Raw genomic sequence first — 22,148 nt, 5'->3', positions numbered from 1 at the left:
CCCACAGGTACCCTCGGGGGAATAGGCCGCACTTCCGAGGACCTGAGAGGCTCGCTTCTCGTGCATTTGAAGAGCCTGACGCTCAAGGGTTTCAAGTCGTTCGCGTCGGCGACCACGCTGCGGTTCGAACCGGGGATCACCTGCGTCGTCGGGCCAAACGGATCGGGCAAGTCCAACGTGCTGGACGCCCTGCGCTGGGTCATGGGCACCCAGGGCGCGAAGGATCTGCGCGGCGGCAAGATGGAGGACGTCATCTTCGCCGGCACCGCCGGCCGCGCCCCGCTCGGCCGCGCCGAGGTCAGCCTCACCATCGACAACACGGACGGTGCGCTGCCGATCGAGTACACCGAGGTCTCGATCACCCGCCGGATGTTCCGCGACGGCGCCAGCGAGTACGAGATCAACGGCAACACCTGCCGGCTGATGGACATCCAGGAGCTGCTCTCCGACTCCGGCATCGGCCGGGAGATGCACGTCATCGTCGGGCAGGGCCAGCTCGCCCAGATCCTCGAGTCCAAGCCGGAGGAGCGGCGCGCCTTCATCGAGGAGGCAGCCGGCGTGCTCAAGCACCGCAAGCGCAAGGAGAAGGCCCTGCGCAAGCTCGACGCGATGCAGGCCAACCTCACCCGGCTCACCGACCTGACCAGCGAGCTGCGCCGCCAGCTCAAGCCGCTCGGCAAGCAGGCCGAGATCGCCCGCAAGGCCCAGGCCGTGCAGGCCGAGCTGCGGGACGCCCGGCTGCGCCTGCACGCCGACGACCTGGTCACCCAGCGCACCCAGATCGCCAGGGAGCAGGCCGACGAGGCCGCCGCCCGCGCCCGCCGGCACGAGGTGGAGCAGCTGCTCGAGGTCGCCGACGCCAAGCAGACCGCGCTGGAGGACCAGCTCGCCGCCGACGCGCCGCGCCTGGCCGCCGCCCAGGACACCTGGTACCGGCTGTCCGCGCTCGAGGAGCGGCTGCGCGGCACCGTGCGGCTCGCGGTCGAGCGGGAACGGCACCTGTCCGCGTCGAACGAGGCGGCCGAGTCCGCCGGCCGCGACCCGGACGAGCTGGAGGAGGAGGCCACCGAGATCGCGATCCGCGAGGCGGAGCTGGCCGAGCACGTCGAGGTCGCCCGGTCGATGCTCGGCGAGACCGCGGAGCGCCGCGCCGAGCTGGAGCAGGTCGTGCAGGCCGCGGAGAAGGCGCACCTCGCGGCGGTGCGCGCGGTCGCCGACCGGCGGGAGGGCCTGGCCAGGCTGTCCGGCCAGGTGGAGGCCCTGCGCAGCAAGACCGGCGCCACCGCCGACGAGATCGAGCGGCTGTCCACCACGCTGGTCGAGGCCACCGAGCGCGCCGAGCAGGCCGCCGTCGAGCTGGCCGAGGCCGAGGCGGAGACCGGCGTGGAGGACGCCGACGACGCCGGCCTGGCCGACCGGTTCGAGCAGGCCAAGGAGGCCCAGCGCGCGGCCCAGGCCAGGGTCGACGAGCTGGTCGCCGCCGAGCGCTCGGCGGAGAAGGACATCGCCTCGTGGAAGGCCCGGGTGGACGCCCTGGCCATGGGCCTGTCCCGCAAGGACGGCGCCGGCGCGCTGCTGGCCGCGGCCGACCGGCTGCCCGGCCTGCTCGGCTCGGTGGCCGCGCTGCTGACCGTCGAGCCGGGGCACGAGGCCGCGCTGGCCGCCGCGCTCGGCCCGGTCGCCGACGCGGTCGCGGTGTCCTCGGGCGCCGACGCCGTGGCCGCGCTGCGCCTGCTGCGCGCTGACGACGCCGGACGCGCCGGCGTGCTCGTCGGCGGCCGGGGCGCCGCCGACCGCACCGACTGGCCCCAGCTCCCGCCCGGTGCCCGCTGGGCGGTCGACCTGGTGGCCGCGCCGGAGCCGCTGCGCCCGGCCGTGCTGCGTGCCCTGGACCAGGTGGCCGTCGTCGAGGACCTCACCGCCGCCAACGACCTGGTCGCCCGCTTCCCCCGGGTGCGCGCGGTCACCGCCGACGGCGACGTGTTCGGCGAGCACTGGGTGGTCGGCGGCGCGGACCGCGGGCAGAGCGTCATCGAGGTCCAGGCCGCGGTCGACGAGGCCAACGAGAAGCTCGCCGCCAGCGAGAGCGCCGCCGAACGGGCCGCCGCCGCGCTGACCGGCGCCAAGGCCGAGCAGCAGGCCCGCGCCGCCGACGTCACGGCGGCCGCCGAGGCCCGCAACGAGGCCAAGGTGCGTGCCGCGCGCTCGTCCGAGCGGCTGAACCGGCTGCGCCAGGCCGTCCGGTCCGCGCAGGCCGAGGCCGAGCGGGTGCAGTCGCAGCGGACGAAGGTCGAACAGGCCCGCGAGGAGGCCCTCGCCACGCTCGCCGACCTGGAGGAGCGGCTGGTCGCCGCCGAGGAGCACGAGCCGCTGGACGCCGAGCCGGACACCGCCGAGCGGGACGAGGCGTCGGAGTCGCTGGCCACCGCGCGCCAGCAGGAGATGGACGCCCGGCTGTCGCTGCGCACCGCCGAGGAGCGGCACCGGGCGCTGTACGGGAAGGCCGAGGAGCTGCGCCGCGCCGCCAGGGCCGAACGCGAGGCCAGGGAACGCGCCGCCAGGGCCCGTGCCGCGCGGGCCAGGGGCGCGGGGATCGCCCGCGCGGTGGTCGCCGGCGGTGAGCTGGCCCTGGAGCGGATCGAGCGGTCGCTCGCGGCGGCGGCGGCCGAGCGGGACACCGTGCAGGCCGAGCGGCACGACCGCGAGCGCGTGCTGATCGAGGTGCGCAACCGCGTGCGCGAGCTGTCCACCGAGCTGGAGAAGCTGACCGACGCCGTGCACCGCGACGAGGTGCTGCGGGCCGAGCAGCGGCTGCGCCTCGAACAGCTGGAGACGAAGATCGCGGAGAGCTTCGGCATCGGCCTGGACGACCTGGTCGCCGAGTACGGCCCGGAGGTCCCGGTGCCGCCCAGCCCGGTCGAGGTCGCCGAGTACGAGGCCGCCAAGGAGCGCGGCGAGACCGTGTCCGCGCCGCAGCCGATCCCGTACGACCGGCAGACCCAGGAGCGGCGGGCCAAGCGCGCCGAGCGGGACCTGACGTTGCTCGGCAAGGTGAACCCGCTGGCCCTGGAGGAGTTCGCCGCGCTCGAGGAGCGCTACAAGTTCCTGTCCACCCAGCTCGAGGACCTCAAGGCGACCCGCCGTGACCTGCTGACCGTGGTCAAGGAGGTCGACGACAAGATCCTCGAGGTGTTCACCTCCGCCTACGAGGACGTGGCCCGCGAGTTCGAGACCGTGTTCGCGACCCTGTTCCCCGGCGGCGAGGGCCGGATGGTGCTCACCGAGCCCGAGGACATGCTCACCACCGGCGTCGATGTCGAGGCCAGGCCGCCCGGCAAGAAGATCAAGCGCCTGTCGCTGCTGTCCGGCGGCGAGAAGTCCCTGGTCGCGGTCGGGATGTTGGTCGCGATCTTCCGGGCCCGCCCGTCGCCGTTCTACGTGCTGGACGAGGTCGAGGCCGCCCTGGACGACGTGAACATGCGCCGCCTGATCGGTTTGCTGCAGGAGCTGCGGCACAGCTCCCAGCTGATCATCATCACCCACCAGAAGCCGACGATGGACATCGCCGACTCCCTCTACGGCGTCAGCATGCGCGGCGACGGCATCACCCAGGTGATCTCCCAGCGCCTGCACGGCAAGGAGGAGGAGCGGGCGCCCGCGTAAACCAGTCGCGTCCGGGCTGTCCGCAGGTCAAGCTTCGCCTGTGTATCGAGTACGAACCGCGTCCCCGGCCGACCTGCCGGCCGTGATCGAGCTGGTCGCGCGCCTGCAGCGGGAACCGGCCCACCACATCGCCTTCCACGGCGAGACCGAGGCCGAGGTGGCCGAGGAACTGGCCGGCCTCGGCCCCGACTGGACGGAGCTGGCCGTGGTCGTCGAGGACCGCAACGGCCGGCTGCGCGGCGTGCTCAGCGTCGAGGTGGAGGACGAGCAGCGGCGCGCGTTCCTGTACGGCCCGTACGTCGACGTGCCGGCGAACCATCCCGCGGCCGGCCAACTCTGGCAACAGACCGCCGACACCCTGCTCGACGCCGCCCTGCACCTGCCCTCGGTCGCCGGCGTGACGGCGCTGGACCTGTTCGGCCACCGCCGCAACCGCCTGCTCGCCGACTTCGCCACCCGCCACGACATCCCGGCGGCCAGCACGACCCGCCTGCTCACCCTCACCGGCGCCGACCTACGCGCCCTGCTCACCGACGCCGCCGACCAGGACCGAGTCGTCCCGCTCCCCGCCGACCCGACCGTCCGCGCGGCCGTGGCCCACCTGCACGACACGTGTTTCCCGAACGCCCCCACGTCCGGCCCCCGCCTGGTGTCCGGAGCGAGCGGGCACACGGTCGTGGTCCTGCTCGGCAGCGCCGGCCTGCTGGGCTACGCCGCCGGCTACGCCCAGGCGGGCGAGCACTACGTCGACGTGGTCGGCGTCGACGAGCCGGTCCGCGGCCTGGGCGCCGGCCGGTCGCTGGTCCGCCGCCTGCTGGTCGAACTGGTGGCGGCCGCGGGCTCCCGGGACCGCGCGGCCGCCCTGGTCAACCTCGACAACCACGCCTCGGAGCGGATGTTCACCGCACTGGGCTTCACCTGCCGCACCGAACTGGTCAGCTACCACCGCGCCGAGGCCCCCCTGCCGACGTGATCGGTACCGCTCAGCAGAACCAGCCGTTCTGCACCCACCCGTTGCGGTTGACGTGGCCGTAGGCGAAGCCGTACACCCAGTCGCCGCGGACCTCCTTGACGAGGAAGGTCTGCGGGTGGGTGAGGGTGCCCATCCAGGCGCCGACCGGTGCCGTGCGCACGGCCAGGCTCTCGGCGCACACGGTCTCGCGCTCGCCGACGGTGCCGTTGTCGGCCGATGCGGGGGACGCCGCCGCCACCAGCGCCAGCGCGGCGGCGGACAGGACAACGGGGAGTCGGTGGGTCATCCTCTTGTTCCTTTCGGTAGGGGGAGCGGTCACCAGGAACCCCAGCCGCCGAGGCACTCGTAGCGCACGAAGCCCCAGTCGTTGGGGCCGAAGTCGAACATGGCGGCCCAGCCGTTGTAGACGGGGTGCGCGCCGCGCGTGTGGCCGACCTTGTTCCCGTGGCCGAGCACGCGCTTGGGGCCGACCGGGCCCGACGCGCTGTCGTAGTTGGTGTACATGGTGGCGCTCTGGCAGACGATGATCGCGTGCTCCGGCACCACCGGGTCGGCCGCGGCCGATGGGGCGAGCAGTGCCGTCGCGGCCACCGTGGCCGTCGCGGCGAGAGTCCCGCGGACTGTCATCGACGTTCCTTTCCGTTGGGTCACGCCGTCTCGGCGTCGACCTGCTTCACCGGTCCGGGTGTGGGGCGATCGCGGTGGCGCAGGGACAGCAGGCCGCCGACGAGCAGGGTCACGGCGACGCCGAGCGGGGTGTACCACCACGCGACCAGGGTGCGCACGCCCTCCGCCGGGGCGGCGGGGGAGAAGTCGATCCTGACCTCCGCCGACGGCCCGACGAACTTCACCCCGAGGATCACGAACGTCATCACCGCGACCGTGGCGGCGAACGCGACGATCGCGTCCGTCTGGTTCGCGCGGCGGATCATCAGGCCCAGCAGGAACGCGCCGAGCAGTGCCCCGTACGTGTACCCGGTGATCCCCAACGCCTGCACCACGATCGGATCCGCCGCGGTCCGGTTGCCGGTCGCGAACAGGCCGGCGCACACGATCAGCAGCCCCGCCCAGACCACCGTCCACACGCGACCCAACCGCAGTCGCTCCAGCTCGGTCAGCGTGCGGCGGGACACCCGTTCGTACACGTCCGTCACCGTCGCCGAGGCCAGTGCGCCCAGCGACGACGACAGCGCGGCCGCGAGGATGCCCGCGATCACGAAGCCCGACAGTCCGGACGGCAGCTCGGTGACGATGAAGTTCGCGAACAGCTCGTCGTTGTTGCCCAGCCCCAGCCCACCGGCCGACACCGGGTCCGTCGGCACCGCGGCCGCGTAGAACGCCCACATCATCACGCCGATGACCAGGAAGAACGCGAACTGCAGCGTCACCACGAACCCGCTCGTGATCAGTGCCTTCCGCGCCGCCCGCACGTCCCGCGTGGACATCAGCCGCTGCACGATCAGCTGGTCCACCCCGTGCGAGGCCATCGCCAGCAGTGCGCCGCCGAAGAACGCCGCGACGAACGGAAAGCTCCCGGTCAGCACGTTCGACGAGAAGTCGAACACCTGGAACTTGTTCGCGGACATCGCGTCGCCGAACCACCCGTCGGGGAGCGCGCCGGCCAGCGCCACCACCACGACGATCCCGCCGACGACGTACCAGAGCATCTGGATCGCGTCCACCCACACGACCGCGCGCACCCCGCCGACGAACGTGTAGCACACCATCGCGATCCCCAGCACGATCACGATCGCCCAGTACGACGCGTCGACCCCGTACGCCGCCAGCACCACCTTGATCGGGATCGCGGTCGCGAACAGCCGAATGCCGTCCGCGAGCAGCCGGGTGAACTGGAACGTCACCGACGCGGTCGCCCGCATCCCGTCACCGAACCGCTGGCCAAGGAACGCGTACGCGGTCACCAGTTCGCCCGCCACGTACTTCGGCAGCAGCACGAACGACACCACGATCCGCCCGACGATGTACCCGAACGCGAGCGTCAGGTACGTCATCCCCCCGGCCTCCGGCGGCGCCAGGTAGGACACCACCGGCACCGACAGCACGGTCAGCGTCGACGTCTCCGCCGACACCACCGACACGCACACCACCCACCACGGGATCCGGCGCTCGGACACGAAGTAGTCGGTCGCCGACTTCTGCCGCCCGCCCAGCAGGACGCCGAGCAGCGGCATCCCCACCAGGAACAGCACGATGATCGCGACGTCGAGGGCGCGCACGCCTACCTCCCGCTGATCGCCGGTTGGGTCACCCGCAGCCGGGTGACGGTGGTCGTGGTCGGTTCCGGCAGGCGCAGCGGCACGCGGCCGGGGGTGACCGAACCGAGCAGCCGAGGCCCGGCCGCGCCCGTCGCGTGCGGCTCGTTCGCCGGCACACCCTGCCAGGTCAGGAAGCCGAGCAGCGCGGTCAGATAGGCCTCCTTGCCCGCCGCCGGCAGGCCGAGCTCGTCGCTGGTCTCGACCGGCACCTCGGCCAGGCGCCGGCGCAGCGCGGCCATCAGGGTCGGGTTCCGCACCCCGCCACCCGCTGCCACCACCCTGGTCACCCCGTGCGCGCGGCAGGCGTCGGCGATCGTGGCGGCGGTCAGCTCGACCAGCGTGGCCAGCAGGTCGGGGCCGCTGACGTGCCCCACCTTCGCGAGCGCGGCCCGCAGGTAATCACCGTGGAAGTGCTCCTTGCCGGTCGACTTCGGCGATCGCAGCGCGTAGTACGGGTCGGCCAGCAGCACGTCGAGCAGCGCCTCGTCGACCCTGCCCTGCGCGGCGAGGTCCCCGTCCACGTCGAGCTGCCAGACCCCGTTGGAGATCATCCGTGCGGCCGCGTCCAGCAGCGCGTTGCCCGGCCCGGTGTCGAACGCCACCGCCGGGCCGGCCTGCGGAACCACCGTCACGTTGGCGATCCCGCCGATGTTCAGCCCCGCCGTGATCACCTCCGGCGAGCGCAGCCACAGCTGGTCCAGCACGCTCGCCAGCGGCGCGCCGTGCCCGCCCGCCGCGACGTCACGGGCCCGCAGGTCGGCCACCACCGGCAACCCGGTCGTCTCGGCGATCCACGCCGGCTGTCCCACCTGGAGCGTGCCGAGCGCCCGGCCGTCCGCCACCCAGTGGTACAGCGTCTGCCCGAGCGAGGCGACCAGGTCCGCCCGCCCGCCAGCGATCGTGCTGAGCGCGTCGGCCGCCGCGGCCGCGAACGCCTGCCCGACCTCGGTGTCCAGCCGGCACAGCTCCTCGGCGGTGCAGGCGCTCGGCGGCAGCGCGGCCAGCAGCCGCCCGCGCAGGCCGGTGGGGAACGGCACCTCGGCGTGTCCGCACGGCAGCAGGTCGATGGTCTCCCCGGTCAGCCGCAGCTCGGCCACCGCCACGTCGACGCCGTCCATCGACGTCCCGGACAGCAACCCGATCACCCGGCAGGTGTTCACCGCATCTGTCACCTGCTCTGGTTATGCCAGCGCACGCGGCTGTGCAAGGCGACACGTTAGTTCTTGACCGAATCGATGTCGGTAAAGGTTGAGTATTCCCGTCTGAAGGTATAGACCAAGGCGATACTGTGTGCCCCACGTGCCACCCGCACCGCGGGGAGCGGGTGCGGCCAGCGTTGACCGCGAGGAACGAGGAGCGGAGCATGACCAAGATTTCGAGTGAGTGGAGCAGGAGAAACTTCCTGCGCGGCGCACTCGCCACCGGCGCCCTGGTGCTGCCGGGCTCGACCGTGCTGGCCGGCTGTGCCACCTCGGGGGGTGGGCAGGAGCAGACGGAGGGCGAGGCCACCGACGACAACCCGCTCGGCGTGCCGACCGACTCCACGCTCGAGATCTACATCTTCAACGGCGGCTTCGGTGACGCCTACGCCACCGACGTGCACCAGCCGATGTTCAAGAAGAAGTACCCGAACGCCAAGATCGACCACAACGCCGAGGTCGACATCGCGGGCGCGCTGCAGTCCCGCTTCGTCGCCGGCAACCCACCGGACTTCGTCAACGACTCCGGCGACGGTCAGATCCCGCTCGGCCAGCTGGTCTCCGACAAGCAGCTGTACGACCTCACCGACCTCTACGACGCCCCCAGCTGGGACGACCCGAACGTCAAGGTCCGCGACACGCTCGTGCCGGGCGCGGTCGAGTCCGGCGTCTTCGGCGACGCCCCGTACGTCATGCACATGGCGCTGACCGTCTACGGCCTCTGGTACAACAAGACCCTCTTCGACGAGCACGGCTGGACCACGCCCACCACCTGGGACGAGATGACCGCCCTCTGCGGCGAGATCAAGAAGGCCGGCATCGCCCCGTGGACCTACCAGGGCGTGCACGCGCGGTACATGAACTGGCCGCTGCTGACCATGGCCGCCAAGCTGGGCGGCCCCGAGGTCCTGACCGCGATCGACAACCTCGAGCCGGGCGCGTGGGGCCACGAGGCGGTCAAGGAGTCCGCCAACGCCCTGGCCGGCCTGCAGAAGAGCGGGTTCATCCTCGACGGCACCGTCGGCATGGACCACATCCAGGCGCAGGGCGCGTGGAGCGAGGGCAAGGCGGCGTTCGTGCCGTGCGGGTCGTGGCTGGAGAGCGAGCAGGCCGACGTGACCCCGGAGGGCTTCGAGATCGCGTTCATGCCGGAGCCGCTGCTGTCCCAGGACTCCGCGATGTCGGCGGAGACCGTGCGGGCACAGGCCGGCGAGCCCTACATCGTGCCGGCGCAGGCCAAGAACCCGCGCGGCGGCCTGGAGTACATGCGGATCATGCTCTCCCAGGAGGGCGCCCGCGGCTTCACCGAGAAGGTCTCCAGCCTCACCGTGGTCAAGGGCGCGGCCGACGGCGTCGAGCTGCCGCGCGGCCTCACCTCCGCCCAGCAGGGCCTGCAGGCGGCCGGGGACGACGTGCTCACCTGGATGTACCCGACGTGGTACAAGGACATGGAGAACCCGGGGATCAACTCCCACACCGGCGAGCTGATGGCCGGCCGGATCTCGGTGGACGAGTGGGTCGCGGGCTGCGAGGCGGAGGCCAAGAAGGTCCGCGAGGACGACTCCATCACCAAGTACACCCGCTGATCCGGAGAGCTCGTTGTCGGTGATCGACGTCGCCCCGCGCGCCGAGGCGCGGGGCGCCCCCCGGAGGCCGAAGCCGGGACCGGCGCTGCAGCACGGGAAGGTCGGCTTCGTGCTGGCCTTCCTCGCGGTGCCGGTCGTGATCTACGGCCTGTTCGTCCTCTCGCCCTACGTGCAGGCGATCTACATCTCGCTGACCGACTGGTCCGGCCTGACCGCCAGCCAGACGTTCGTCGGGTTCGACAACTACGTGCGGCTGTTCGAGGACGACCAGTTCTGGGTCGCGCTCAAGAACAACGTGATCCTGATGCTCGTGGTGCCGGTGGTGACGCTGGCGCTCGGGCTGTTCTTCGCCTCGATGATCAACGTGGGCCGGCGCGGGAAGTCCGGCATCGAGGGTGTCCGCGGGTCGAAGGTGTACCGGGTCGTGTACTTCTTCCCGCTGGTGCTGTCGATGGCGGTCATCGGCGTGCTGTTCAAGTACGTCTTCGCGCCGACCGAGGCCGGCGGGATCTTCAACGGCCTGCTGGGCCTCGTCGGCCTCGACGGGCTGACCCAGCCGTGGCTCGGCGACCCGCGGTTCGCGTTCTGGTGCGTCGTCGTGGTGATGATCTGGGCGTTCGTGGGCTTCTACGTGGTGCTGTTCTCCGCGGCGATGCAGTCGATCCCGAAGGACATCTACGAGGCCGCGCTGCTGGACGGCTCCAGCCGGTTCACCACGTTCCGGCACGTGACGCTGCCGCTGGTGTGGGACACCGTGCAGGTCGGCTGGGTGTACATGGCCATCCAGGCGATGGACGGCTTCGCGCTGGTGCACATCATGCTCGGCATCAGCGGCGGGCCGTCCCGCGCGGGTGACGTGCTCGGTGTCGCGCTGTACCGCAGCGCGTTCAACAGCTACCGGTTCGGCTACGCCTCGGCGATCGGGGTCGTGCTGCTCGTCCTGACCCTGATCATCTCGGTGCTGTTCATGCGGGCCGCCCGACGCGAGCGAGTGGAGCTCTAGTTGACCACCACATCCGTCGACCACCCCCCGCCGCCCGCGCCGCCCGCCGAGCCGGCGTCCCCACGCCGCGGTCCAGGCGTCGGCGCGGGGGCCGGGGCGCTGAACCTGCTCAACGGCGGGTTCATGCTGGTCTGGGCGCTGATCACCACGCTCCCGCTGCTGTGGGCGATCATCTCGTCGTTCAAGACGAACACCGAGTTCCTGTCCGACCCGTGGGGCCTGCCGGAGACCCTGCGGTTCGACAACTTCGCCCGCGCGTGGAGCACGGCGAACATCGGTCAGTACTTCGTGAACAGCGTGATCGTGGTGGCCATCTCGGTGCCGCTGACCATGCTGCTCGGCGCGATGGCCGCGTACGTGCTGGCCAGGTACGACTTCCCGGGCAACCGGGTGGTGTACTTCGGCTTCGTCGGCGGGATGATCTTCCCGGTGTTCCTGGCCCTGGTGCCGCTGTTCTTCGTGGTGCGCAACCTGCAGAACCTGCCGCTGCTCGGCGAGTTCCTCGGGCTGAACAGCCACCTGTCGCTGGCGCTGGTGTACGTGGCGTTCTCGATGCCGTTCACGGTGTTCTTCCTGACCGCGTTCTTCCGCACCCAACCCACCTCGATCGCCGAGGCGGCGATCATGGACGGCTGCTCGCACTTCGGGTTGTTCTTCCGGGTGATGCTGCCGATGGCCAAGCCGGGGCTGATCAGCATCGGCCTGTTCAACGTGCTCGGCCACTGGAACCAGTACATCCTCCCGGTCGTGCTGATGAACGAACCGGAGAAGAAGGTACTGGCCCAGGGCCTCGCCGCACTGGCGATCAGCCAGGGCTACCGGGGCGACTGGACCGCGCTGTTCGCCGGCCTGGTGATCGCCCTGCTGCCGGTGCTGATCGTCTACATCCTGTTCCAGAAGCAGGTGCAGGCCGGTCTCACCGCCGGCGTGCTGAAGTGACTCAGTTCTGCCGGAGGTAGGCGAGCACGGCCCGCACCCTGCGGTGTCCGGTGGTGTTCGGGGGCAGGTCGAGCTTGCCGAAGATGTTGCTGATGTGCTTGCTCACCGCGCGTTCGGTGAGCACCAGGTGGTCGGCGATCTCGGTGTTGCCCCGGCCCTGGGCCATCAGCGACAGCACCTCGCGCTCCCGCGAGGTCAGCCGGTCGACGCCGCCGTTCCCCGTCCGGTGTCCGACCAGCTGGCCGATCACCTCGCGGTCCATCGCGGTGCCGCCGGCCGCCACCCGCTCCAGGGCGTCGAGGAACTCCGAGACCCGCCCCACCCGGTCCTTGAGCAGGTAGCCGATCCCGCCGTCGCCGTGCGCCAGCAGCTCGGTCGCGTAGCTGTACTCCACGTACTGGGAGAGCACGAGGACCGGGAACCCGGGGTGCGCCGACCGCACGCGGATCGCCGCGCGCAGCCCTTCGTCCCGGAAGGACGGCGGCAGGCGGACATCCACCACGGCGAGGTCGGGTCGGTGCTCGGCGACCGCGTGCTCGAACTCCGCCGCGTCGCCCGCGAGCGCGACGACCTCGTGCCCCTCGTCGGTGAGCATCAGGTTCAGGCCCTGGGCGAGCAGGACGTTGTCCTCGACGACGACGATCCTCATGGCCGCTCCGCACCGGGCAACCGCGCGACCAGTCTGGTCGGTCCGCCGGCCGGACTGGACAGGTCGAGCGTCCCGTCCAGCGCGGCGACCCGGCGCCGCACGCCCACGAGCCCGCTACCGCGATCCGGGTCCGCGCCGCCCCGGCCGTCGTCGCGCACCTCGAGGTGCAGGGTGTCGTCGGCGAGCCGCGCCTCGACCACCGCCCGGGTGGCGCCGCTGTGCTTGGCGACGTTCGTCAGCGCCTCGGCCACCACGTGGTAGGCGGCGCTCTCCAGCGCGGCCGGCTGCCGGCCGATCCCGTCCAGCTCGACCCGGACCGGTACCGGGCCGTCCACGGCGAGCGTGGCGATGGCTCCCTCCAGCCCTCGGTCGGCGAGCACCGGCGGGTACATGCCGCGGACGACGCCGCGCAGCTCGGTGAGCGCGTGCTCGATGCCCTCCCGCGACTCGGCGAGCAGGGCGAGCGCCTTGTCCGGGTCGTCGCGCACCCGGCGCTCGGCGATCCCGAGCCGCAGCGCCGAGGACACCAGGTTCGCCTGGGCGCCGTCGTGCAGGTCGCGCTCGATCCGGCGCAGCTCCGCCTCGTGCGCGTCGAGCACGGCGGCCCTGGTCGCGGTCAGCTCGGTGACTCGTCGTGCCAGGCGGCTGCTCTCCGGCGGGGACAGCGCCGTGGCGGCCAGCCGGGCCGACGAGTCAGCGAGCACCGGCAGCGTGGCGGCGCCGGCGAGCGCGACCAGGGGGAGCGGCACCGCCGGCCAGGCCGGGATGGGCAGCACCCACCACCACAGCGGCGCCGTGCCGGCGGCGACCAGCGTCAGCGTCCAGGCCGCGCCGGCACCGCCGACGACCGTGTGCAGCAGCACCCAGCCGGCGTCCCGGTAGGTCGTCCGGTCGGTGAACGCGTGTCCCACCCGGCGGAGGTAGCGCCGGAGTGGCCCGTGTCCCGGTACTGGTGCCGGTGGCGGCTGGTACGCCTCCTCGACGGGCCGGCCGGTGCGCTGCGCCGTCCTGGCCCGCTGGATGCCGGCGAGCGCGCGGTTCAGCCGTGCCGCGACCGGCAGCAGGAACACCCCGAGCCACGGTGTCGTGCCCACCATGACCACCATCAGCGCGGACGCCCCGGCGGTGCCGAGCGCCAGCACGCCGTCGGCGAGCTGGCGGCCGGCCGCGACGACGACGGCACGGACCAGGGACATGCCGCCAGTCTGACACGGCCCCGCCGGGATCACCGCTGGTCGAGCGCGATGGTGTAGCCCGCTACACCATGATCCGGGGAGCGTGCGCCCTCGCCCCGGCGCCGCGGAGTTCGTAGCGTTCCCGGTATGACCGAAGTGGAGATTCGCGGCGACACGCTGGTGGTCCGGCTCACCGGCTTCCTCGGCCTGGTGATGTGGCCGAGCCGGCTGACGGTACCGCTGTCCGCCGTCCGGGAGGCCGGTCCGGGGCAGCGGATCGCGGACGCCGGCTCCGGCGGCCACTTCCGCGGCATGATGATCTTCGTTCCCTGGCTGATCTCCGTTGGTTCGTTCGTCCAACGTGGACGGCGGGTGTTCTGGAGCGTGGTGGGGCGGGACCGGTCGAACACCGTCGTCGTCGAGCTGACCGGGCAGAAGTACGCGCGGCTGGTGCTACAGGTGGCCGATCCCGGCGCGGTGCTCGACGCGCTCGCCGGTGCGCGGGTGCCGGTCGTGCGCTGACGCCGGGCACCGACCACCCCGGTCGGGCGGTGATGCGAGGATGGCGGCGTGTCGAGCACTGTGATCGTGATCATCGTCGTCGTCGCTGTTCTGTTGTTGCTCGCGCTGGTCGTGGGCGTGACGCTGAGCCGGCGGCGGCGGATCAGCCTGACCGAACGGGAGCGGGCCGAGCAGGAGAAGCCGACGGGCTACCAGGCCGGCGGCGGCATCAGCCTCGCGCCAGGGGGCCGGCGGACGGAGGAGAAACCGCCGGCCGCCGAGCCGCCGGCCGAACCCGTCGAGAAGCCGGCGGAACCCGTCGAGAAGCCGGCGGAACCCGCCGTCGAGGCGCCGCCGGAGCCCGCCGACGAGCCCCAGCCCGTGTTCGAGCCCGAGGCCGAGCTGCCGCCCGGTCCCGTGGAGCCCGTCCAGGAACCCGTCGAGGAGATCGAGCCCACCTCCGGCCGGCTCGAGCGGCTGCGCGGCCGGCTGTCCCGGTCCCGGTCCACCTTCGGCGCCGGTCTGCTCGGCCTGCTCGGCGCCGGTGACCTCGACGAGGACTCGTGGACCGAGGTCGAGGACACCCTCCTGCTCGCCGATCTCGGCGCCACAACCACCCAGGAGGTCGTCGACCGGCTGCGGTCCGAGCTCGTCGCCCGCGGGGTCCGCACCTCCGACCAGGCCCGCGCCCTGCTGCGCGAGGTCCTCGTCGACGCGCTCGACCCGTCGATGGACCGCGCCGTCCGGGCGCTGCCGCACACCTCCGACGGCACCAAGCTCCCCGCCGTCGTCCTGGTCACGGGCGTCAACGGCACCGGCAAGACCACCACCACCGGCAAGCTGGCCCGCGTGCTGGTCGCCGACGGCCGCACCGTCGTCCTCGGCGCCGCCGACACCTTCCGCGCGGCCGCCACCGAGCAGCTCGCCACCTGGGCGCAGCGGGTCGGCGCCGAGGTCGTGCGCGGCAAGGAGGGCGCCGACCCGGCCGCCGTCGCGTTCGACTCGGTGAAGCGCGGCGTCGAGTCCGGCGTCGACGCCGTCCTGGTCGACACCGCCGGCCGGCTGCACACCAAGACCGGCCTGATGGACGAGCTGGGCAAGGTCAAGCGCGTGGTGGAGAAGCAGACCAGGGTCGACGAGGTCCTGCTCGTGCTCGACGCCACCACCGGCCAGAACGGCCTCACCCAGGCCCGGGTGTTCGCCGAGGTCGTCGACATCACCGGCATCGTGCTCACCAAGCTCGACGGCACCGCCAAGGGCGGCATCGTGTTCCAGGTGCAGCGTGAGCTGGGGGTGCCGGTCAAGCTGGTCGGGCTCGGCGAGGGCGCCGACGACCTGGCCCCGTTCGAGCCGACCGCGTTCGTCGACGCACTGCTGGGGTGACGGGATGGAGTTCCAGGACGTCGTCCGCAAGCGGCGGATGATCCGCAGGTTCGTGCCGGACCGCCCGGTGCCGGAGGAGGCCCTCGAGCGGATCCTGCACAACGCCACCCGCGGCCCGTCCGCCGGGTTCTCCCAGGGCCAGGCGTTCCTCGTGCTCGACGGCGAGGACCTGGCGAAGTTCTGGGCACTGCGCCCCAAGGGCAACGACGTCAGCACCGCGCCGCTGCTGATCGTGCCGCTGTCCTGCAAGCGGGTGTACCTCGATCGCTACGCCCAGCCGGACAAGGGCTGGACCGACCGCGACGAGGCCCGCTGGCCGGTGCCGTTCTGGCACATCGACACCGGGATGGCCACCCTGCTCATCCTGCAGACCGCCGTCGACCTCGGCCTCGGCGCGCTGTACTTCGGCATCATGCCCGACGACGTGCCCCGGTTCCGCGAGCTGTACGGCGTCCCGGACGACCACGAGCCGATCGGCGCGGTCGCCATCGGCTACCCGGACGAGCCGCGGGTCTCCGGCTCACCCCGAACCCGCGCCCGGCGTCCGCTCGACGAGGTCGTGCACCGCGGTGCGTGGTGACGACCTCGTCCCGCTTGGCCGCACCGGCCTGACGGTCAGCCGGCTCGGACTGGGCCTGGCGTCGATCGGCGGCCTGTTCGCGCCCGTGCCGGAGCCCCAGGCGCTGGCCACCGTCGACCACGCCTGGGACCTCGGCGTGCGGCTCTACGACACCGCACCGGTGTACGGGTACGGCCGCTCCGAGCAGTACGCCGGGCGGTCCCTGGCCGCGCGCCCGCGGGCCGAGTTCGTGCTGTGCACCAAGGTCGGCCGCCTGATCGAACCCGGCGGCCCGGACACGCAGCCGATCTGGGCCGACCCGCCCTCGGGTCTCGGACCGCGCCTCGACTACTCCTACGCGGGCGTCCGGCGCTCCGTCGACGCCAGCCTCGACCGGCTCGGCACCGACCGGATCGACGTGCTGCACGTACACGACCCCGACCAGGATTTCCCCGCCGCCGTCACCGGCGCCTACCGCGCGCTGGCGGAGCTGCGCGCCGAGGGCACCATCGCCGCGGTGTCGATCGGGGTCAACCACGCCGACGTCGCCGCCCGGTTCCTCCGCGAGGCCGCGGCGCCCGGCCCGGACTGCGTGCTGCTCGCCGGCCGGTACACCCTGCTCGACCAGTCCGGCCTCGCCGACCTGCTCCCGCTCTGCCACCGGCGCGGGGTGTCCGTGATCGCCGCCGGCGTGTACCAGGGGGGCCTGCTGACCGGGCGGGACGACCCGCGCGTCCAGGCCTGGCAGGCGCTCTGCGACCGCCACGACGTGCCGCTGCCGGCCGTGGCCCTGCGGTTCCCGTTCGCCCACCCGGCCGTCGACGCGGCGGTCGTCGGCGCCCGCTCTCCCCGCGAGATCGCCGACAGCATGGCCTGGCTGTCCCGGCCGGTGCCGCCCGCCCTGTGGCACGACGCGAAACGAGCCGGCCTCCTCGCCGAAGACGTCCCCGCCGCCACGGCGTAGTGGTCCTAGGCTGGGGACCATGGTCGACACCCAGGTACTCGGCGGACCCGTCGAGCGTAGCGACGAGATCCTCACCCCGGCGGCGCTGGAGTTCCTCGCCGAACTGCACGCGCGGTTCGCCGACCGGCGCGACGAGCTGCTCGCCGCCCGCGCGGAACGGCGCGCCGAGGCGTCGCGGACCGGCCGGCTGGACTTCCTGCCGGAGACCGCCGACGTGCGCGCGTCGGAGTGGCGGGTGGCCGACGCGCCGGAGGACCTGGCCGACCGGCGGGTCGAGATCACCGGGCCGACCGAGCGCAAGATGGCGATCAACGCGCTCAACTCCGGTGCCCGGGTCTGGCTCGCCGACCTCGAGGACGCCAACACCCCGCACTGGTCCAACGTGATCTCCGGCCAGGTCAACCTGTACGACGCGGTACGCGGCCTGATCGACTTCACCTCCCCGGAGGGCAAGCGCTACGAGCTCACCCCCGGCGCCCGGCCCGCGGTGATCGTCATGCGCCCCCGCGGCTGGCACCTCGACGAGCGGCACCTCACCTTCGACGGCCGCCGGGCGATCGGTGCGCTGGTCGACTTCGGGCTCTACTTCTTCCACAACGTCAAGGCGCTGGGGGAGCGTGGCAGCGGCCCGTACTTCTACCTGCCGAAGCTGGAGAGCCACCTCGAGGCGCGGCTGTGGAACGACGTGTTCACCCTCGCCCAGCAACGCCTCGGCGTCCCGCACGGCACCATCCGCGCCACCGTCCTGATCGAGACGATCCCGGCCGCGTTCGAGATGGAGGAGATCCTCTACGAGCTGCGCGAGCACGCCTCCGGCCTGAACGCCGGCCGCTGGGACTACCTGTTCAGCCTGATCAAGTACTTCCGCGACGCCGGCGCCGACTTCGTGCTGCCGGACCGCAACGACGTCACCATGACCGCGCCGTTCATGCGCGCCTACACCGAGCTGCTGGTCCGCACCTGCCACAAGCGCGGCGCGTTCGCGATGGGCGGGATGGCCGCGTTCATCCCGAACCGGCGCGACCCGGAGGTCACCGAGAAGGCGCTGGCGAAGGTGCACGACGACAAGCGCCGCGAGGCGGGCGACGGGTTCGACGGCTCCTGGGTCGCGCACCCGGATCTGGTCGGCATCTGCGCCGAGGAGTTCGACGCGGTGCTCGGCGACAGGCCCAACCAGGTCGACCGGCTGCGCGAGGACGTCTCGGTCACCGCCGCGCAACTGCTCGACGTCAAGGCCACGCCGGGCGCGGCGACCGAGGCCGGGCTGCGCGCCGCGGTCGACGTCGGCGTGCGGTACCTGGCGTCGTGGCTCGGCGGCAACGGCGCGGCGGCGATCCACAACCTCATGGAGGACGCGGCGACCGCCGAGATCTCCCGCTCGCAGGTGTGGCAGTGGGTGCGCAACGACGTCGAGCTGGACACCGGGCAGCGGGTGACCACCGACCTGGTCCGCTCCGTGCTGGCCGAGACGAAGACCGCGCTCACCGGCGAGCTCCCCGCCGAGCTCCTCGGCCCGGCCGTCGAGCTGTTCGAACAGGTGGCGCTGGCCGACGAGTTCCCCGACTTCCTCACCCTGCCGGCCTACGAGCGGATCTGAGCGTGCGCACGTCGCTGTCCGGATCGGCGGTCGCCGCCATCGCCGACCGGCTGTCCCACGTGGACGAAGCGCGCGCCACCAGGTACCCCGGCGATCCCGGCGGCCGCCAGCCCGTGCACACCTGCTACGTGCCGGCCGACCGGGTCACCGGCGACGTGGCGGGGGAGTGGGGCGCGGCGGCGCTGGCCGCCCTGGACGAACACGCCCCCGACGCGGCCGCCTTCGCCGACCTGCTGGACCTGCCCGGCGACCTGGCCGAGACGGTGCGCGACAAGGTGACCGCCAAGCTGCGCCGCGAGCCGGTCGAGGACCTGCGGATCGACTTCGAGGACGGCTACGGCGAGCGCTCCGACGACGAGGAGGACGCCGACGCCGTCCGCTGCGCCGCGCTGGTCGCCGGCTGGTCGGCGCCGCCGCCGTGGGTGGGCATCCGGTTCAAGTCCTTCGACACGCCGACGTCCTTCACCCGCGCGGTGTGGACGCTGGACCTGTTCGTCACCGAGCTCGGCCGCGCGCCGGTGCTGACCTTCCCCAAGGTCACCGACGTCGCGCAGGTGTCCGCACTCGTGGACCTGTTGGGCCAGCTGGAATCCGCCGTCGGCCTCGACCACGGTGCGCTCCGGTTCGAGATCCAGATCGAGACCACCCAGTCCATAGTGGACGCCGACGGCCGCTTCGCCGTCCCTCGGTTCATCACCGCCGGCCAGGGCCGGGTGAGCGCGCTGCACTTCGGCACCTACGACTACACCGCCGCGTGCGGGCTGTCCGCCGCCGACCAGCACCTGGCGCATTCGGCGTGCGACTTCGCCCGGCACGCCATGCAGGTCGGCGCGGCCGGCACCGGCGTGCGCCTGTCCGACGGGTCGACGAACGTGCTGCCGGTCGGCGACACCGAGTCGGTGTGGGCGGCCTGGCGCACGCACCACGACCTCGTCCTGCGGTCGCTCGCGCACGGCTTCCACCAGGGCTGGGACCTGCACCCCGCGCAGCTGGTGACCCGGTACGCGGCCACGTTCGTCCACCACCTCCGGCACGCCCCGGCCGACGCCCGCCGTCTCCGGACCTATGTGGACGGCGCCGACGCCGGGATCCTCGACGAGCCAGCGACCGCGCAGGCGCTGGCGATGTCGATCCGTCGCGCCGTCGACTGCGGCGCCCTGTCCACTTCGGACGTCACCGACCTGTGTGGTCTGTCCGAAGTGGACCTCGACGCCGCCCTCGCCCGGCGGGAGCCGCGGTGAACGACCTCGTGTTCCACGCGCCGCGCATGGTCCTGCCGACCGGCGAGGCGTCGGGCTGGGTCGCCGTCCGGAACGGAGCGGTCGTCGAGGTCGCCGAGTCGCCGCTGCCCGGCGAGCGCGTGGTCGAGCTGGCCGACGACGAGGTGCTGCTGCCCGGGCTGGTCGACACGCACGTGCACGTCAACGACCCGGGCCGCGCCGAGTGGGAGGGCTTCGCCACCGCCACCCGCGCGGCCGCCGCCGGCGGGGTCACCACGCTGGTCGACATGCCGCTGAACAGCGTCCCGCCGACCACCGACCTCGCCGCGCTGGCGCTGAAGCGGGCGGTGGCCCGCGAGCGGATTCACGTCGACGTCGGCTTCTGGGGCGGCGCCGTGCCCGGCAACCTCGGCAACCTGGTCGCTCTGCACGAGGCCGGCGTGTTCGGCTTCAAGTGCTTCCTGTCCCCGTCCGGCGTCGACGAGTTCGGTCACCTCGACCCCGACGAGCTGGCCGGCGCCCTGCGCCTCCTGCACGGCATCGGCGCGCTGATGATCGTGCACGCCGAGGACCCGGCCCTCGTGTCGGACACCGAGGGCCGCCGGTACGCCGACTTCCTCGCCTCCCGCCCCCGCGCCGCCGAGAACACGGCCATCGAGACCCTGATCGCCGCCGCCCGCCGGGCCGACGCGCGGGTACACGTGCTGCACCTGTCGTCCTCGGACGCCCTCCCGATGCTCGCCGCCGCCCGCCGCGACGGAGTCCGGGTCACCGCCGAGACCTGCCCGCACTACCTGACCCTGCGCGCCGAGGACGTCCCGGACGGCGCGACGCGGTTCAAGTGCTGCCCGCCGATCCGCGAGTCCGCCAACCAGGACCTGCTGTGGCGGGGACTCGCCGAAGGCGTGGTCGACTGTGTGGTCAGCGACCACTCCCCGTCGACGGTGGAACTGAAGGCCACGGGTGACTTCGGCACCGCCTGGGGCGGCATCGCCGGCCTGCAACTCGGCCTCCCCGCGATGTGGACCGAGGCGTCCGCACGCGGCGTGCCCCTCGCCGAGGTGGTCCGCTGGATGTCCTCCGCCCCGGCCGACCTGATCGGCCTCCGGCACAAGGGTCGCCTCGCTCCCGGCCACGACGCCGACCTCTGCGTGTTCGCGCCCGACGAGACGTTCACCGTCGACCCCGCCGCACTGCACCACCGCAACCCGGTCACCGCCTACGCGGGCCGAACCCTGCGTGGCGTCGTCCGCTCGACCTGGCTACGCGGCCACGAGGTCTCCACCGAGCCCCGAGGCCGCCTACTCGTGAGGGGCTTGGCATGACCGAGTGGCAACGACTACCGGACCTGGCGAACCGCCGGCTCGGTGGCAGCGTGGTGTGGGCCAACGACGAGTCGTTCGCCGAACGCGAGAACCTGATCCGCCCGACCGAGCCGGTGTTCCAGCCGGCCACGTTCGGCCACAAGGGCCAGGTCTACGACGGCTGGGAGACCCGCCGCCGGCGCGAGCCCGGTTCCGACCACGCGGTGGTCCGCCTCGGCCTGCCCGGCGTGGTCCGCGGCGTGGTGGTCGACACCGCGTTCTTCACCGGCAACTACCCGCCCGAGTGCTCGGTCGAGGCGTGCTCGGTCGAGGGCTACCCCAGCCCCGAGGAACTGATGCGGGCCGACTGGCACCCCCTCGTCCCGCGCGCACCCCTGTCCGGCGACACCAGAAACCCGTTCCCGGTAACCGATCCGCACCGGTACACGCACGTCCGCCTCACCATCCACCCCGACGGCGGCGTGGCCCGCCTCCGCGTCCACGGCGAACCGGTGCCCGATCCCCGTTTCCTCGACCCCGCGTCGCTCGACCTGGCCGCCCTCGAGAACGGCGCCACGATCTCGGGCTGCAGCAACATGTTCTACTCCTCGCCCGCGAACCTGATCTCCCCCGGCCACGCCGCCGTGATGGGGGAGGGCTGGGAAACCGCCCGCCGCCGCGACGACGCCAACGACTGGGTCTCGGTCCGCCTGGCCGCCCCCGGCACCCTCCGCATGGCCGAACTGGACACCAGCCACTTCAAGGGAAACGCCCCCGCCCGAGCCACCCTCACCACGGGCGACGCGGTGCTCCTGAACCACGTCCGCCTCCAACCCGACACCCGCCACCGCTTCCTCCTCCCACCCACCGAAGCAACGGAAGTCCGCCTGGACATCCACCCCGACGGCGGCATGGCCCGCCTCCGCCTCTGGGGCTCCCTCACCCCCGCCACCCACCGCGCCCTCCACCTCCACTGGTTCAACCTCCTCCCCGAACCCCACGCGATCGCCGTCCTCACCGCCGCCGGCCTCCCCGCCCCCCAAGCCCGCGAAACCACCACCACCCGCCCCCACACCACCCTCCCCGCACCCCTGACTCCCTGACACCCGCCCTCCCCGAACCGGACCGTCCGACTGACCGTCCCGGAACTGTCGGTG

General features: G+C 72.6%; 19 protein-coding genes. 13 read left to right on the top strand and 6 right to left on the bottom strand.

Going from position 1 to position 22,148, the window contains the following annotated elements; genetic code table 11:
* The first annotated feature begins 60 nt into the window (after nt 1-60).
* Together smc and JT362_RS16800 are read left to right on the top strand one after the other, a co-directional pair.
* Complete coding sequence (gene smc, locus JT362_RS16805; protein ID WP_260192158.1) at nt 61-3,663, top strand: chromosome segregation protein SMC; 3,603 nt, start codon at nt 61-63, stop codon at nt 3,661-3,663.
* Between the two features lie 40 nt (nt 3,664-3,703).
* Nucleotides 3,704-4,636, top strand: a complete 933-nt coding sequence (locus JT362_RS16800) for a GNAT family N-acetyltransferase (protein WP_260192157.1) — start codon at nt 3,704-3,706, stop codon at nt 4,634-4,636.
* Between the two features lie 10 nt (nt 4,637-4,646).
* On the opposite strand, the gene JT362_RS16795 is transcribed toward JT362_RS16800, so the two are convergent.
* Genes JT362_RS16795 through JT362_RS16780 form a run of 4 tightly spaced genes read right to left on the bottom strand, consistent with a single transcriptional unit; the run spans nt 4,647 to nt 8,084 of the window.
* Nucleotides 4,647-4,922: a hypothetical protein gene (locus tag JT362_RS16795; RefSeq protein ID WP_260192156.1), complete on the bottom strand. Its 276-nt coding sequence runs from the start codon at nt 4,920-4,922 to the stop codon at nt 4,647-4,649.
* Between the two features lie 29 nt (nt 4,923-4,951).
* Nucleotides 4,952-5,263 carry a hypothetical protein gene (locus JT362_RS16790; protein ID WP_260192155.1) on the bottom strand — a complete coding sequence of 104 codons (312 nt, stop codon included), beginning with the start codon at nt 5,261-5,263 and terminating at the stop codon, nt 4,952-4,954.
* Between the two features lie 20 nt (nt 5,264-5,283).
* Nucleotides 5,284-6,873, bottom strand: coding sequence for a sodium:solute symporter (locus tag JT362_RS16785; RefSeq protein WP_260192154.1), 1,590 nt, complete (start codon nt 6,871-6,873; stop codon nt 5,284-5,286).
* Nucleotides 6,874-6,875: 2 nt separating this feature from the next.
* The gene (locus JT362_RS16780) at nt 6,876-8,084 is read right to left on the bottom strand and encodes an anhydro-N-acetylmuramic acid kinase (RefSeq protein ID WP_260192153.1); all 1,209 of its coding nucleotides are present in this window, start codon (nt 8,082-8,084) and stop codon (nt 6,876-6,878) included.
* A 191-nt stretch (nt 8,085-8,275) separates the two neighbouring features.
* On the opposite strand from JT362_RS16780, the gene ngcE reads away from it, so the two are divergent.
* From ngcE to JT362_RS16765, 3 genes are read left to right on the top strand one after another with little or no spacing between them, the layout of a single operon-like run.
* Nucleotides 8,276-9,697 (top strand): N-acetylglucosamine/diacetylchitobiose ABC transporter substrate-binding protein, encoded by a 1,422-nt coding sequence (gene ngcE, locus JT362_RS16775; RefSeq protein ID WP_260192152.1) that lies wholly within the window; start codon nt 8,276-8,278, stop codon nt 9,695-9,697.
* A gap of 19 nt (nt 9,698-9,716) precedes the next feature.
* A complete protein-coding gene (locus JT362_RS16770; protein WP_260192627.1) occupies nt 9,717-10,700 on the top strand; it encodes a carbohydrate ABC transporter permease in 984 nt (327 codons plus the stop codon).
* Nucleotides 10,701-11,639: a carbohydrate ABC transporter permease gene (locus tag JT362_RS16765; protein WP_260192151.1), complete on the top strand. Its 939-nt coding sequence runs from the start codon at nt 10,701-10,703 to the stop codon at nt 11,637-11,639.
* Between the two features lies 1 nt (nt 11,640).
* Here the strand turns inward: JT362_RS16765 and JT362_RS16760 are convergent, their stop codons facing one another.
* Both JT362_RS16760 and JT362_RS16755 read right to left on the bottom strand, forming a co-directional pair.
* Entirely contained in the window at nt 11,641-12,288 is a 648-nt protein-coding gene (locus JT362_RS16760) for a response regulator transcription factor (RefSeq protein ID WP_260192150.1), read from the bottom strand.
* A complete protein-coding gene (locus JT362_RS16755; protein WP_260192149.1) occupies nt 12,285-13,484 on the bottom strand; it encodes a sensor histidine kinase in 1,200 nt (399 codons plus the stop codon). The genes JT362_RS16760 and JT362_RS16755 overlap by 4 nt, the downstream gene beginning before the upstream one ends.
* A 126-nt stretch (nt 13,485-13,610) precedes the next feature.
* On the opposite strand from JT362_RS16755, the gene JT362_RS16750 reads away from it, so the two are divergent.
* Genes JT362_RS16750 through alc form a run of 8 tightly spaced genes read left to right on the top strand, consistent with a single transcriptional unit; the run spans nt 13,611 to nt 22,094 of the window.
* Nucleotides 13,611-13,985, top strand: coding sequence for a hypothetical protein (locus JT362_RS16750; RefSeq protein WP_260192148.1), 375 nt, complete (start codon nt 13,611-13,613; stop codon nt 13,983-13,985).
* Nucleotides 13,986-14,033: 48 nt separating this feature from the next.
* Nucleotides 14,034-15,347, top strand: a complete 1,314-nt coding sequence (gene ftsY, locus JT362_RS16745) for a signal recognition particle-docking protein FtsY (RefSeq protein WP_260192147.1) — start codon at nt 14,034-14,036, stop codon at nt 15,345-15,347.
* 4 nt (nt 15,348-15,351) lie between these two features.
* Nucleotides 15,352-15,927 carry a nitroreductase family protein gene (locus tag JT362_RS16740; RefSeq protein WP_260192146.1) on the top strand — a complete coding sequence of 192 codons (576 nt, stop codon included), beginning with the start codon at nt 15,352-15,354 and terminating at the stop codon, nt 15,925-15,927.
* Entirely contained in the window at nt 15,917-16,870 is a 954-nt protein-coding gene (locus tag JT362_RS16735) for an aldo/keto reductase (RefSeq protein ID WP_260192145.1), read from the top strand. Before JT362_RS16740 ends, JT362_RS16735 begins: the two co-directional genes overlap by 11 nt.
* A gap of 19 nt (nt 16,871-16,889) precedes the next feature.
* The gene (gene aceB, locus JT362_RS16730; RefSeq protein ID WP_260192144.1) at nt 16,890-18,467 is read left to right on the top strand and encodes a malate synthase A; all 1,578 of its coding nucleotides are present in this window, start codon (nt 16,890-16,892) and stop codon (nt 18,465-18,467) included.
* 2 nt (nt 18,468-18,469) lie between these two features.
* Complete coding sequence (locus JT362_RS16725) at nt 18,470-19,708, top strand: DUF6986 family protein (protein WP_260192143.1); 1,239 nt, start codon at nt 18,470-18,472, stop codon at nt 19,706-19,708.
* On the top strand, nt 19,705-21,012 hold the full coding sequence (gene allB / locus JT362_RS16720; protein WP_260192142.1) for an allantoinase AllB: 1,308 nt from the start codon (nt 19,705-19,707) through the stop codon (nt 21,010-21,012). The genes JT362_RS16725 and allB overlap by 4 nt, the downstream gene beginning before the upstream one ends.
* The gene (gene alc, locus JT362_RS16715) at nt 21,009-22,094 is read left to right on the top strand and encodes an allantoicase (RefSeq protein ID WP_260192141.1); all 1,086 of its coding nucleotides are present in this window, start codon (nt 21,009-21,011) and stop codon (nt 22,092-22,094) included. The genes allB and alc overlap by 4 nt, the downstream gene beginning before the upstream one ends.
* The last annotated feature ends 54 nt before the right edge of the window (nt 22,095-22,148 follow it).

Origin of the sequence: Actinophytocola gossypii (assembly GCF_025165815.1) — a bacterium.
Classification (GTDB): Bacteria; Actinomycetota; Actinomycetes; order Mycobacteriales; family Pseudonocardiaceae; genus Actinophytocola; species Actinophytocola gossypii.
Note: the sequence above shows the minus strand (reverse complement) of the source record. Positions and strands in the feature narration are given on the sequence as shown.

Bases quoted from the DNA above. Each gene is read 5' to 3' on its own strand.
- JT362_RS16740 (WP_260192146.1), top strand. From the start codon at position 15,352: ATGGAGTTCCAGGACGTCGTCCGCAAGCGGCGGATGATCCGCAGGTTC.
- JT362_RS16755 (WP_260192149.1), bottom strand. From the start codon at position 13,484: ATGTCCCTGGTCCGTGCCGTCGTCGTCGCGGCCGGCCGCCAGCTCGCC.
- JT362_RS16795 (WP_260192156.1), bottom strand. From the start codon at position 4,922: ATGACCCACCGACTCCCCGTTGTCCTGTCCGCCGCCGCGCTGGCGCTG.
- JT362_RS16790 (WP_260192155.1), bottom strand. From the start codon at position 5,263: ATGACAGTCCGCGGGACTCTCGCCGCGACGGCCACGGTGGCCGCGACG.
- JT362_RS16760 (WP_260192150.1), bottom strand. From the start codon at position 12,288: ATGAGGATCGTCGTCGTCGAGGACAACGTCCTGCTCGCCCAGGGCCTG.
- alc (WP_260192141.1), top strand. From the start codon at position 21,009: ATGACCGAGTGGCAACGACTACCGGACCTGGCGAACCGCCGGCTCGGT.
- aceB (WP_260192144.1), top strand. From the start codon at position 16,890: ATGGTCGACACCCAGGTACTCGGCGGACCCGTCGAGCGTAGCGACGAG.
- ngcE (WP_260192152.1), top strand. From the start codon at position 8,276: ATGACCAAGATTTCGAGTGAGTGGAGCAGGAGAAACTTCCTGCGCGGC.
- JT362_RS16750 (WP_260192148.1), top strand. From the start codon at position 13,611: ATGACCGAAGTGGAGATTCGCGGCGACACGCTGGTGGTCCGGCTCACC.